The organism is Ferruginibacter sp., assembly GCF_031391665.1.
Lineage (GTDB): Bacteria > Bacteroidota > Bacteroidia > Chitinophagales > Chitinophagaceae > Ferruginibacter.
Genome location: NZ_JANMUN010000157.1, coordinates 28,103 through 42,334 on the forward strand (window position 1 = coordinate 28,103; position 14,232 = coordinate 42,334).

Here is a 14,232-nt window from a genome sequence, read left to right on the forward strand (position 1 = left end):
CCCTGCTTTTTTGGTTGGTGCTTGGCGCTATGGTGGTTTTTTTATACACCGATTATAAATGGCTTTTTTATATTTTACTGGCTGGCTGGCTGATTGGCTGGCTGTTTATCTTTAAAAAACTTAAACAAAAACTCTCCTTTTTTATTTTTATACTCCTGCTCTTTTTATTTTTATGGGGCATCATTAACCTTACACCTTTTCAAAATTTTTTAGTAAATAAGGTTACTGCCAGTCTTTCAAAAAAATTACAAACAAAGGTTTCTGTAAAGCATGTGGATATTGCACTTTTTAACACCTTAATTGTTGATGGTGTTTTGGTAGAAGATAAAAAGAAAGACACTTTAATATACGCTGCCTCTGCCAAAGTAAATATTACCGATTGGTTTTTTTTTAAAGAAAACGCCACACTAAAATATATCGGCCTGCAAAATGCAAGGATAAATATTAACCGTACCGATTCGGTTTGGAATTACCAGTTCCTGGTTGATTATTTTTCCAGCCCTAAAAAAACTAATTCATCCGATGGCGGAATTGAATTTGACCTGCAAGTAATTCAATTAGAAAACGTTTATTTTAATAAAGAAGATAAATGGGTAGGCCAGGATATGAAGGTGGCGATAAAAAAACTTGATTTAAAAGCCGATACAGTTAATTTCAACAGCAGGCATATTTATATTTCCGATTTAAAATTAGATGCCCCTTATTTTTTGCAATCAAATTATACCGGTAATAAACCAAAGGTTGATAATGATAACTTGAGGGATCTAGTTCCAAAGATTCCTGTACTATCTGCCCTGCAATGGAATACAGAAGGCTGGATGGTAAGTATAAAAAATATTGACCTTACCAATGCCAGTTTTGTAAATGAAAAAGAAACCATACGCCAACCTTATACCGACAGGTTTGATGGTCAACACCTTGCATTTACCGGCATTACAGGTAATCTTAAAAACGTGGTATTTCTTAATGACACTTTAACTACCGATATTAAATTAAAGGCAAAAGAAAAAAGTGGTTTTGAATTAAAAACCCTGCAGGCCAGCTTGAAATTTACACCTGACATAATGGAATTTAAAAACCTGCTTTTAGAAACCAATAAAAGCAAATTGGGTAATTATTTTTCAATGCGGTATAAAGATTTTAATGATGACCTCAGCAGTTTTATACACAACGTTACCCTTGAAGGAAATTTTGAAAACAGTTATATCAACAGCGATGATATTGCTTTTTTTGCGCCTGCCTTAAAAACATGGAAACGTACTTTTAATATTGAGGGTGTTGCAAAAGGCCCGGTTGATAACCTTACTGCAAAAAAAATGATTATTAAAACAGGTAACTCATCTGTTGATGGCGATATTGCATTAAGGGGTTTGCCGGATATCAACACTACTTTTATCGATTTTAAATCGAATAACCTGGTAACCAATTACAACGATCTTTCTGCAATTATTCCTTCATTAAAAAATATAACAAAGCCTGCTTTAAGCAAATTGGGCAATATAAATTTTAAAGGAAATTATACCGGCTTCATAAACGATTTTGTAACCTACGGAAACATTAGTACCAACCTTGGAAATATTGTTGCGGATATAAACATGAAATTACCGGAGAATAAATCCGCCACTTATTCGGGCAAAATATCTTCTGCTGGTTTTAAACTGGGGCAATTTATTAACAGTAATGCTGTTGGCAATATTGCATTAGATGGAAATATTATTGGCAGCGGATTTGCGCTCAAAAATTTAAACGCCACTTTTAAAGGAAATATCCACCAGTTAGAAGCTAACAATTATAATTTCACCAACATTACAATTGATGGCAAGTTTGATAAACAAATTTTTACAGGCCACGGAAAAGTAGATGATCCAAATTTAAAAATTGAACAGTTTGATGGTTCAGTAAGTTTTGCAGGTAAAGAATCGGTATTTAATTTTGATGCTGTTTTAGCAAAATCAGATTTAAAAAAACTGCAGCTTACTAAAGATGATGTTGCATTAGATGGCCGTTTTAAATTAAACTTTACAGGTAATACCATCGATAACTTTTTAGGCACCGCATCAGTTTATGGTGCCACGCTGCTGCACAACGGCAATAAATTATCTTTCGATTCTCTTACATTAAATTCTTACATAACAGATAATAAAAAATTTCTCTCCTTTCAATCAAACGAAGTGGAAGGTAATGTAACCGGTAAGTTTAAAATATTAGAACTGCCAGATGCTTTTAAAGTTTTTTTAAACCGCTACTATCCTGCATATATCCCCAAACCCAATTACAGCGTAAGCGACCAGGATTTTAGTTTTTTTATTAAAACAAAAGAAGTGGATGAATATGTGCAGCTGATTAATAAAAAATTAAAAGGTTTTAATAACTCCACCTTCAGCGGTAACTTAAACCTTGCAAAAAACGAACTGAATGTAAATGCAATTGTACCGCAGTTTGAGTACGATAAAAAAGTATTTAATACAGTTAATCTTGTAAGCAGCGGAAATTTAGATACACTGAATACAAAAATAACCACCGGCGATATTGTAATAAACGACAGCCTGCATTTTCCCGGAACTGATCTGTCCATAAAGTCGCACAACGATGCATCTATTATAGCATTAAAAACAAGTGCCAGCAAAACATTAAGCGAAGCCGAATTAAATGCAACAGTACAAACTTTAAAAGATGGCGTGAGGATAAATTTTGCCCCTTCTTCATTTATAATAAATGATAAAAAATGGCAGCTGGAAAAAGATGGCGAACTCACTATTCGTAAATCTTACATTGATGCCAGCGAAGTAAAATTTGTACAGGGCAACCAGGAAATAGTTTTATCAACTGAACCGGCAGAAGATGGAACCGACAACACTAATGTAGTTGCCAAACTTAAAAAAGTAAACATAGACGATTTTACACCTTTCTTTTTAAAAAAGCCAAGGCTTGAAGGAACATTAACCGGCACCATTACCCTGAAAGATCCTTTTGGAAAACAAATTATTGAATATGATGCGATAGCAGAAAATTTTAAACTGGATGATAAAGATATAGGCAACACCACATTAAAAGGTGATGTTAACACTACTACTGGATTAGTAACTTTTAAAGTCGGCACAGATAATAAGCTGTATAAATTTAATGCAGATGGCAGCATAAATTATAAAGACACTTTAGATAACCGGATGAATATTGATTTTTTAGCGGAACATTTTGATATTGGTTTATTAGATAATTACCTCGGCACCATTTTCAGCAATATGCAGGGAGATGCTGCATCAAATTTAAAAATTAGTGGCAGTGGCAATAATAAATCTATAACTGGCAGTGTAACCATAACTGATGGCTCGTTAAAAGTAAAATACACACAATGCAAATACCTGTTCACTAACGAAACCATTATTTTCAATCCCGGCGAAATTGATTTTGGAACACTGCAGTTAAAAGACACCCTCGGCAACACCGGAACAGTAAGCGGAAAAATATACCATAAATTTTTTCAAAATTTTGCATTTGATAATGTAAATGTTGAAACCGGTAAAATGTTATTGCTGAATACAACTCAAAAAGATAATACGCAGTTTTACGGAAAAGTTATTGGCAAAGCAACCATGAGTTTGAATGGAGATATTACCGATATGCGTATGAAAATTAATGGAGAACCTTCTATTTTAGACAGCAGCCATATTTATTTGCCAACAGGCTCCGGCAGAGAAACAGGTGTTATTGACTATATTGATTTTATACAGTTTGGTACCAAAATGGAAGACGTTACCGGCAAACAGGCAAGTAATATTTTTGTGGATATGGATTTAAAGGCTAACCCTGCCTGTAAGATAGATGTGATATTAGATGAAGCAACAGGCGATATTATAAAAGGGCAGGGTAACGGTGATTTAAAAATACAGGTAGGCACTACAACTCCTTTAAGTATAAGGGGCAGATACGATATTACAAAAGGAGATTACACTTTTAACTTTCAAACGTTTTTAAAAAAACCATTTACACTTAACAAAGGTTCTTCCATAACCTGGAGCGGCGATCCTTATCTTGCCAACATAAATATAGAAGCAGAATATTTGGCAGAAAATGTTGACTTCAGCAGCATCTCTGCTTCAAATAGCTATAAACAAAGAGGTGATATAAGAATCATAGCATCTTTAACTGGTATCTTAAATAAACCCGATATTCAATTTAGTTTTGCATTACCCGATCAGAGCCCGTACAAAGGCGATTATTTTGTTCAAAATAAATTAGATGGTTTTAAGAAAGAATCGAGTGAAATGAATAAACAGGTGGCAAGTTTATTACTGATCAATTCATTTATTTCGGGTCAGCAAAATGTATTATCGGGCAATACTCCATTTACACTTGCCGCCAATTCAATTGGTGGTGTTGTTTCGGGCTGGCTTACCGGCATATTTAATAAAGGATTAGAAAAAGCTACCAATGGAGTAGCATCAGTTTATCTTGATTTTAATTCGAGTTTCGATTTACAAAGTACCGCCGCTTTACTGCAGGCAAATGTGAAAACAGGTTTACGGTTACTTTTAAATAACAGGCTGGTAGTTTTAATTGGCGGTAATATTGATATTAACAGTCCCAATGTGTTGCTGGCCAATAGAAGTTTAATTACCCCGGATATTACTATTGAGTATATGCTTACTAAAGATGGCAGATGGAGAGCCGTGGTTTTTAACCGCAGCAGTATTGTTGCTACAGATTTAACCGGAACACAAAGAAATAAAACGGGTGCAAAAATAACTTACCGTAAAGATTACGATAAACTCACCAAAGCTGAAAGGTTATTGCGAAGAGAACAACGCAGAAAAACAAAAAACCTACCTGCGCCGGAGAAACAACCTATAACAAAAACCAACTAACCATTTAAAATATTGTGGCCCAGTTTATCTTTTTTTGTTTGTAAATATTTTTCGTTGTGCGGATTACTTTTTATTTCGATAGGCACATTATCGACTACCTCTAACCCGTAGCCCAAAAGTCCGGCACGTTTGCGTGGATTGTTGCTCATCAACTTCATTTTACTTACACCAAGGTGCCTTAAAATTTGTGCACCAACACCATAATCCCTTTCATCCATACCAAAACCCAGTTCTAAATTTGCTTCTACGGTATCCATGCCCTGCTCCTGCAATTTGTACGCTTTTAATTTATTCAATAATCCAATACCACGGCCTTCCTGGTTCATGTATAATATTAATCCCTTGCCTTCATTTTCTATCATCTTCATGGCGTGGTGCAACTGGTCGCCGCAATCGCATCTTAGCGAACCCAAAATATCACCTGTCATACAACTGCTGTGTACCCTTACTAAAACGGGTTCCTCTTTTTTCCATTCCCCTTTTTTTAAAGCCATATGAATTTCGCCTGTATTTAATTGCTTAAAAGCAATCAATTGAAAAGCACCATATTTAGTAGGTAACTGCACACTTACTTCTTCTTCAATAAGTGTTTCGGTTTTTAACCTGTATTCAATTAAATCTTTAATAGAGATTAATTTAAGGTCGAATTTTTTTGCAATTTCTTTTAACTGCGGAAGCCTCGCCATACTGCCATCTTCATTCATAATTTCTACCAAAACACCAGCCGGGTAAAAGCCAGCCAACTGCGCCATATCAATAGTAGCCTCGGTGTGGCCTGTACGGCGTAACACACCACCTTTTTTTGCTCTTAACGGAAAAATATGTCCTGGTCTGCCCAGGTCTTCGGGTTTTGTTGCCGGGTTAATTAATGCCTGTACCGTTTTTGCCCTGTCGTGTGCAGAAATTCCGGTGGTACAGCCCTGCCCCAGTAAATCCACACTTACCGTAAATGCAGTTTCATGCAGCGAAGTATTATCAACCACCATCGGCGGCAAATTCAATTCGTTACAGCGTTCTTCTATTAATGGTGCACAAATAAGGCCACGGCCGTGGGTGCTCATAAAATTTATAATCTCCGGCGTTACACTTTCGGCTGCCGCAATAAAATCCCCTTCATTTTCCCTGTCTTCGTCATCTACCACAATTATCATTTTCCCTTTTTTAATCTCTTCAATGGCACTTTCAATACTGTCTAACATATATTTTATTTATCGGGCAAAGGTAATAAGGTTTAGCTTTTGCGGAGGATGAAGATCCTTTTGAAATTGGGAAATTTTAACTGTTGCCTGTAAAATATTGGTTTAATTTATCATTTAATGCCTCAATTTACAATAAAGCAACCTTGTTTAACAAAGCAGCGATTGTTATCCTATTGTTGCCTTTTAATTTGTTAATAATAGTTGACGCTAGTTCGCCAATTATTTAGTTTCTTTGCCACCGAATAAAACAAAACTATTATGAGAATTAAAAAAATTGTACGATTAATAACAGTACTATTAATTTTTCCTTTTGCGCTAAGTGCCCAGGTTACAACCAGCAGTATTAGTGGTATTATAAAAAATAAAAGTGGCAACCCTCTTCCCGGAGCATCTATTACTGCTACTCACGTTCCAACTGGTACTGTTTACACTTCAGTTGCCCGTACTGGTGGACGTTTTGATATTAATAATATGAATCCTGGAGGGCCATATACCATTACTTCTACCTATGTTGGCTTCGAAATCAACAAAAAAGAAGATATATTCTTAGTGTTAGGTGATGTTTTGGCAGTTGACTTTGAACTAACTGATAAGACTACTCAATTAGAAACGGTAGTTGTTGCAAGTGTTAGGGGAGCAGGCAAAACAGGAAATGAAACTCAGATTGGCAGAGATAAGCTTGCACTTTTACCAACCATCGGAAGAAACCTGAATGACTTTGTCAGGTTTACACCTCAAACAAAAATTACTTCTACAGGAGGTATTTCAATCGCAGGACAGAATAACCGTTACAACGGTTTTCTTATAGATGGTGCAGTTAATAATGATGTATTTGGATTAAGTGATCAGGGAACTAACGGTGGACGTGCCGGTACTCCACCAATAAGTATTGATGCTGTTGATCAAATTGTGGTACAATTATCACCGTATGATGCCGCATTGGGCAATTTTACTGGTGGCGCTATTAATGCAATAACCAAATCTGGTACCAATGCTTTTCATGGCTCTGCTTATTATATTTTTCGTAATCAGGATATGGCAGGTAAAACTCCTGGCAAAATAGCCGATAATCAGCGTATGAAATTAACTGATTTTAAAAACCAAACTTATGGATTTACTATTGGTGGTCCAATCATCAAGAACAAAGCTTTCTTTTTTATAAATGCAGAAGTGCAAAAAGATAGCCGCCCTCAACCTGCCAATCTGCAAAATGTATTAAATCCTGATGGTTCTATACGTTATAATATTAAAGACTCTGTTGCAAAAATTGTAAATCATTTACAAACTAAATACAACTATGCCACAGGTGATTATTTAAATAACCCAGATGATATTGACCGTGTAAATCTTAATTCACGGTTCGATTTTAATTTAAACAGTAAAAATAAACTAACGGTAAGTTACCGCTATACCAATACCGAAAGAGTTAACCCTGGCAGAAGTACAAATACCACCATTAACTTTGTTAGTGGTGCTGAGTTGTTTCCTTCAACTACCCATTCTGGTAACGTTGAATTAAATTCTAAATTCAGTAATAAAATAAATAATAAATTCCGGGTTTCGTTTACAAATGTTGTTGATGACCGTGGGCCTACGGGAGATCCTTTCCCTGCTGTTTCGCTTCAATCGTTTAATGGTGGCCCTAGTATTAATTTTGGTACCGAAGCTGCTTCATCTGCAAATCTTTTAAAGCAAAGGATCATTAATTTTTATGATGCTTTTAAATATTACACAGGTAAAAATGCTATTACAGTTGGAGCGGATTTTGATTATAATAAATCGTATAATCTTTTTATGAACCGTGCCCTTAGTTTGTATGGTTATAACAATCTTGGAGCCGCTGGCCCATCTCAAATTGGCTCATTACAGGCATTCATGGAAGACCGTGGCCCCAATCGATTAAGAAGAGGCTATTCACTTGTTGATGCTAACGATAAAGGTGGTGATCTGGCAGTTAATGCTGCCGCCAATTTCAATTCTGTTCGTATGGGATTTTTTGTTAATGATGATATTAAAGTATCAAACAAACTTACTATAACTATTGGCCTTCGTGCTGATAGAAATGCTTTTACAACTGCAGCTCCTACAGATCAATTTTTTAATGATACAGCCAGGCCGGTTATCGCTTCAGTTTACAATATTGAAGGGGCAGTTTCTGGTGGTAAATTCAAACCAAAATGGCAGTTTTCTCCACGTATTGGTTTTAAAGCAAATTTTGATGAAGAACAAATTACCCTCCGTGGTGGTGTTGGAGTTTTTGGCGGAAGAACTCCATTGGTATGGCCAGGTGGTGTTTACCAAAATAACGGAGTTACCATTGGTGCATTGGATGTGAGTGGTGCATCTGGTACAGCTCCTGCATTACTTAATGGTTTGCCAATCCCTTTCAGAGCTAACGTAAATAATCAATATACCCAATCAGATTTTGGCCTTGCCCCCAGCCAAATTAAACCACAGGGAGATATGAATATTGTTGCTAAAAACTTTCATCTGCCTGCTGTTTTCAGAGGATCATTTGGAGCTGATAAAAAATTAGGAAAGGGATGGACTTACACTTTTGATTTGATGTTTACAAAGAATATTTATGAGGTTGATTGGATAAATATAAATTTTGCTCCTCCTGCAATAACATCAACAGGGCCAGATAGCCGCTTAATTTATTCTACAAATAATGCCCCTGTTAAATTGGTTTACAGGCCTGCGGGTACTACTGCTGCGGCTCGTAACCCTTATGCCAATGTTATCCTCATCAGAAACACAACAGGACAAAAAGGTTTTTCTTATAACTTTTCTACCGGTATAGAAAAACAAGCTAAAAATGGTTTGGTTTTCAATGCCAATTATACCTATGGCAACTCACGTGTGCATAACGAAGCCACCAGCTCGGTTAATACTTCTAACTGGCTGAATATGGAGGCTGTAAGTTCAAGAAACTATATCGGTCTTTCAACTTCTGATTTTGATATGGGGCACAGAGTATTTGCTTTATTATCTAAGAAATTTACTTACTTAAAAGCCAGGATGGCTACAACTGTTAGTTTTGTTTATAATGGGCAATCAGGCAGCCCTTACAGTTATACTATGAGTGGTAATGGTTTTATTGGAGACGGAGCAACATTTAATGATCTTATGTATATTCCTTCAACCAGGGCAGAAATGGATTTGATGTCATTTCCCACCAATGGTGCTTTAACTGAAACCATTCAAAAAGATCAGTTTGAAGAATTTATACAATCAGACAAATACATGAGGAAAAATCGTGGCAAATTTGCAGAACGCAACGGCGCAAGATCTCCTTTTACTCATATTCTTGATGCAAATATTCAACAAGATTTTTCTCTTAACGTGGCAAAAGTTCGCCATACATTATCACTAAGATTTGACATTTTTAACCTTACTAATCTAATAGATAAAAATGCCGGACGTCAATATTTCTTTAATTTCGATCAGGCACAAGTTGTGCAGGTAGTTAGTTTTACCGGCAACAAACCAAATTACAGATTTAATAAGCCTGTAGATAATAAAGTTGGTGTAATTAGCGATGGTATTTCTGCTTTCAATAGCAGCCGTTGGAACGGACAGGTTACTTTAAGATATTCTTTCTAATACAATACGTTATTTAATGAAAAGAGACTGTCTCAAAAGGGCAGTCTTTTTTTATTTGCTATTTTAAAAATTATATTCCCCCGGCTTAAGTTTTGCCCAATTTAAGGTTACACAACTTGTTAATAATTTCTTAAAGCAATTTTATTCTTTTATCAGCACCTTTGCACTTAATTAAAGCTAATTTTTTATGAGAGTTAAAAACATAGTACGTTTATTAATCGTACTGCTTATTTTTCCATTTGCCTTAACCGCACAGGTTACTACAGGCAGCATCAGCGGTAATGTAAAAGATGCTAAAGGAACCGATCTTACAGGGTCAACTATAGAAGTATTGCACGAGCCTTCAGGTTCGGTTTACAGGGCTTCCTCTGGTAAAAACGGTGTATTTAATATCCCAAGTTTACGTGTGGGCGGGCCTTATAAAGTAACTATAAGTTTTGTAGGTTTTAAACCAGAAATAATTACTGATGTTTATGTTCAATTAGGAGAAGCATCAAAAATAAATGTGGTACTTACCGATGCCAATGCAAGCTTAACTGAAGTAGTGGTTACAGGTGCTGCAAGAAAAGGCTCGCTAATTTCTAAAGACAGAAAAGGAACTTCTACCAATATCAACAGAAGGTTAATTGCAGCATTGCCCACACTTTCGAGAAATATAACTGACTTAACTAAATTAACCCCACAGTCGAGCGGCACTTCGTTTGCCGGGCAGGATAACCGCTTTATCAACCTGACTGTTGATGGGTCTATTTTTAATAATTCATTTGGTTTACAGGCATTACCCGGCAGCCAAACCAGCGCTTCTCCTATTTCTATTGATGCAATAGAGGAAATACAGATAAACGTTTCGCCATACAGTGTAAAAGATGCAGGCTTTACTGGTGCAAGTATAAATGCGGTTACCCGTAGCGGTACCAATACCTTTCATGGCTCAGGCTTTTTTAATAACCGTAACCAAAAGTTGGTAGGTACTAAAGCCGGACCCGATGGTAAAACACCGGTAACTATTTCTAATTTTGATGTAAAGCAGTATGGCTTTAGCCTTGGTGGCCCTATCATTAAAAATAAATTATTCTTTTTTGCTAATTACGAAAATGAAAAGAGAACTGACCCCGGAACTGCTTTTGCAGCTGACAACGGTTCAAACACTGGCCAAACAAACGTTTCAAGAGTTAAAAAAACAGATCTTGATGCTTTATCAACTTTCTTAAATACAAATTTTAATTATAACCCCGGTAAATACGAAGGATATGATTTTCTTACTACCAGCTATAAAATTTTAGCAAAAATTGACTGGAACGTTAGTAATAAAAATAAATTCAGTGTTCGTTTTAACTCATTAAGATCTTTTAAAGATATTGGCGCAAGTTCATCCGGCGTGCTAGGAGGTTCAAGACAAAGCAATTTAAATACCATGAACTTCGCTAATAATAATTATGAAATTAACAATGATATTTATTCTGTAATTGGACAATTAAATACACGTATCAGCAACAGAGTATCTAACGAATTAATTTTTGGCTGGACTGCAAACAGGGATTACAGAGCAATTAAAGGAGGAAATATTTTTCCTATTGTTGATATTCTAGATGGTTCAAATAGTGACAGAAATTATATTTCTTTTGGATCGGAACCATTTACACCCAACAATAAATTGTTTACCGATACCTGGCAGGCATCTGATAACATTACTTTTTACAATGGTAAACATACCACTTCGGCAGGTGCAAATTTTGAATCATTTAAATTTTTTAACCAGTTTACGCCACAAATTCAGGGGCAATATACTTTTAACAATCTTACTGATTTTTATACTTCTGCCAACGCTTACCTGGCTAATAATAATATGGCAACAAATCCTACTTCGCTAAGAAGATACATTTTAGGATACAGTAATTTAGCCGGCAATCAATTATGGAACGCTGTTACAAAAGCCAAAAATATTGGTGCTTATGTGCAGGACGAATGGCAACTGCAGGATAATTTAAATATTACTTACGGTATCCGTTTAGATGTACCTTTCTTTACATCAAATGCTGTAAACAATCCACAGGTTGATAGCTACAGTTTTGTAGATGAAAAAGGCAACGCCACCAAATTAAGCACTTCGCAATTACCATCGGCAAAATTAATGATAAATCCAAGGTTTGGTTTTAACTATGATGTTAATGGAAATAAAAAAACACAATTGCGTGGAGGTTTAGGTTTATTCTCTGGCCGTCCTGCGTTTGTATTTGTTAGCAATGCTGTTGGTAACAATGGTATGCAGGCTGGGCAAATAAGCAGGGATCAGGTAATTACTGGCGGTGTAATTACTACTCCGGTAACACAATATCCTTTCAGCCCAAATGTTACCCGTAATATTCCTGCCACCACACCAGGCTCGCCTGCGGCAAGTTATAATATTGCGCCTATTGAAAAAAACTTCCGTTTTCCCCAGGTGTTCCGTACAAACCTTGCAGTTGATCAAAAATTATTTGCAGGCATAGTGGGTTCGGCTGAGTTTTTATTTACGCAAAGCATCAGTAATATTTTTTATTACAATGCTAACCAAAAAGTTGCTACTGCAAACTTTACAGGGCCGGATAAACGCCCCAGGTTTGCAGGTGGCGCCACTGCTGTAAGAATTAATCCTAATGTAAACGATGCAACTGTATTGGCCAGCCGACCTTACGGCTCTAACACAAGCGTAACACTTAAATTAGAAAAGCCTTTACAAAAAGGCCTTAGCTGGATGCTGGCTTATAATTTTGGACGTACAAAAGATTATTCCAGTTCTAGCACTATTGCATTCAGCAGTTTTACATCAACCAGAACTGTTAACGGTAATAATCTTCCTGATAATTCTTTTAGTGATAATGATACCCGCCACCGTATAATTGGCAACATTACTTACCGTAAAGAAATTGCTAAAGCAGTTGCATTGCAGGTTTCTTTATTTGGCCAATCGCAAAGTTTGGGCAGATTTTCTTATGGTTATTCAAACGATATGAATTTAGATGGCATCAGCGGTAACGATTTATTATACATTCCAAAAGACCAGAGTGAAATGAATTTTGATGCTATTACAGGAGCAACTCCGTTTACTGTACAGCAGCAAAAAGATGCTTTTGAAGCATACATTCAGCAAAATTCTTACTTAAAAAATCATCGTGGGCAGGTTAGCCAACGCAATGGTGTGCTAATGCCAATGTTAACCAGATTAGATCTGTCTACTATGGTTGAAGTATTTAAAAACTTCGGTAAACAAAGACATACCATTCAGTTTAGAGCAGATATTTTTAACATAGGCAATATGATAGATCACCAATGGGGTGTTGCAAATGTTATTAATACTACATCTCCATTAGCCTATTCAAGAGTAGATGCCAACGGTGTTCCATATTTTAGAATGAATACTGTAAACAGCGGTTTAAACTATACCACTTACAGAAAAGGCACTTCTATTGCCGATGTATGGCAGGGCCAGTTAGGTGTTCGTTACATTTTTTAAAAAATATTATTTAATAAAAAAGACTGTCTCAAAAGGGCAGTCTTTTTTATTTGCTATTATTTTAAAAATCCTATTCCCCCGTCTTAAGCATTATTTGTTTTTATGTTCCCCTATTGAACACCCTGCACTAATTCAAGCAAAAATAAATGATAGTCTCTAAACTTTAGCCAACTGTTAGATAACAAATTAATATCAAACTTCACTTCTATTTCTACACCATCGCCAAGCCAAAAACCGTAATAAAACCAATTGTACACAACACCTTAACATTTTAAACTTTCCCACATTTTTAGTTGCACAAAAAAAGTACACAAAAAATTTGCGCAACTATGTAATTGCATATATATTTGCAACCACGTAGTTGCAAATAATTTAAATATGGAAATAAGAAGAGACATTTTTCAAGCCATTGCAGACCCCACAAGACGGCAATTATTGTGCTTATTGCCATACAGGCAATGACACCAAATGCATTTGCCGAACATTTTAACACAAGCCGGCAGGCTGTATCAAAACATATAAAAATATTAGCTGAATGTGAGTTGGTGGTAGAAGATTTTATGCAATGGTGAGCCCGGAAGGTGCGGAAATAGGTTGGCAAATATTTGATTATACTTCCATTATACCCAAATCAAATTTTAAATGCCTACGTGTTTTTGCGGATAAGCACGAAACACCACATTTGCCAGGTGCAAATTGGACTTGACTTTTAGTTAACAAAATGAACTTTAAATCACTTGAAGGACTTGAAAAAATGATAGAAATGGGGTTTAAAGAAGGATTTACAGTAACATTAAACGAATTGACAAACATATTAGTAATTTTAAAAAATAAAAATGATGAAGCTTAAAATTATCTTTTGGACTGCAACTATAGTTGCAGTATCAATCTTAACAACATCTTGTTTTAACAATAAAAAACCTAAAAAAATGACTGATACAATTCAAAAAATTACACCCTATTTGTGGGTGGAGAAAGATGCCAAAGCTGTGGCAGATTATTACTTATCCATTTTTAAAGATGGTAAGTTGAAAGATTTTCGCAAGTTCGATAGTGGCGAAAGTGGAAA

General features: G+C 35.8%; 5 protein-coding genes and 1 pseudogene. 5 read left to right on the top strand and 1 reads right to left on the bottom strand.

Translation table 11 applies throughout. The features are described 5' to 3' along the window. The first annotated feature begins 29 nt into the window (after positions 1–29). Positions 30–4,865: a translocation/assembly module TamB domain-containing protein gene (locus tag ACY651_RS11640; protein ID WP_462252877.1), complete on the top strand. Its 4,836-nt coding sequence runs from the start codon at positions 30–32 to the stop codon at positions 4,863–4,865. On the opposite strand, the gene ACY651_RS11645 is transcribed toward ACY651_RS11640, so the two are convergent. Then, entirely contained in the window at positions 4,862–6,064 is a 1,203-nt protein-coding gene (locus ACY651_RS11645; protein WP_462252879.1) for a bifunctional 3,4-dihydroxy-2-butanone-4-phosphate synthase/GTP cyclohydrolase II, read from the bottom strand. The genes ACY651_RS11640 and ACY651_RS11645 overlap by 4 nt on opposite strands. Positions 6,065–6,322: 258 nt before the next feature. Between ACY651_RS11645 and ACY651_RS11650 the strand changes: the two genes are divergently transcribed. From ACY651_RS11650 to ACY651_RS11665, 4 genes and pseudogenes are all read left to right on the top strand, one after another. Then, entirely contained in the window at positions 6,323–9,670 is a 3,348-nt protein-coding gene (locus ACY651_RS11650; protein WP_462252881.1) for a TonB-dependent receptor, read from the top strand. Between the two features lie 187 nt (positions 9,671–9,857). Further along, positions 9,858–13,163 carry a TonB-dependent receptor gene (locus tag ACY651_RS11655; RefSeq protein ID WP_462252883.1) on the top strand — a complete coding sequence of 1,102 codons (3,306 nt, stop codon included), beginning with the start codon at positions 9,858–9,860 and terminating at the stop codon, positions 13,161–13,163. Between the two features lie 384 nt (positions 13,164–13,547). Beyond that, positions 13,548–13,714, top strand: a pseudogene (locus ACY651_RS11660) (ArsR/SmtB family transcription factor); the annotation flags it as partial. Between the two features lie 170 nt (positions 13,715–13,884). Then, positions 13,885–14,013, top strand: a complete 129-nt coding sequence (locus ACY651_RS11665; protein WP_462252885.1) for a hypothetical protein — start codon at positions 13,885–13,887, stop codon at positions 14,011–14,013. The last annotated feature ends 219 nt before the right edge of the window (positions 14,014–14,232 follow it).

What these genes read in the sequence shown, in the direction of transcription:
- ACY651_RS11640 (WP_462252877.1), top strand. Translation starts at nt 30, where the DNA reads ATGGTGGTTTTTTTATACACCGATTATAAATGGCTTTTTTATATTTTA.
- ACY651_RS11665 (WP_462252885.1), top strand. Translation starts at nt 13,885, where the DNA reads ATGAACTTTAAATCACTTGAAGGACTTGAAAAAATGATAGAAATGGGG.
- ACY651_RS11650 (WP_462252881.1), top strand. Translation starts at nt 6,323, where the DNA reads ATGAGAATTAAAAAAATTGTACGATTAATAACAGTACTATTAATTTTT.
- ACY651_RS11655 (WP_462252883.1), top strand. Translation starts at nt 9,858, where the DNA reads ATGAGAGTTAAAAACATAGTACGTTTATTAATCGTACTGCTTATTTTT.
- ACY651_RS11645 (WP_462252879.1), bottom strand. Translation starts at nt 6,064, where the DNA reads ATGTTAGACAGTATTGAAAGTGCCATTGAAGAGATTAAAAAAGGGAAA.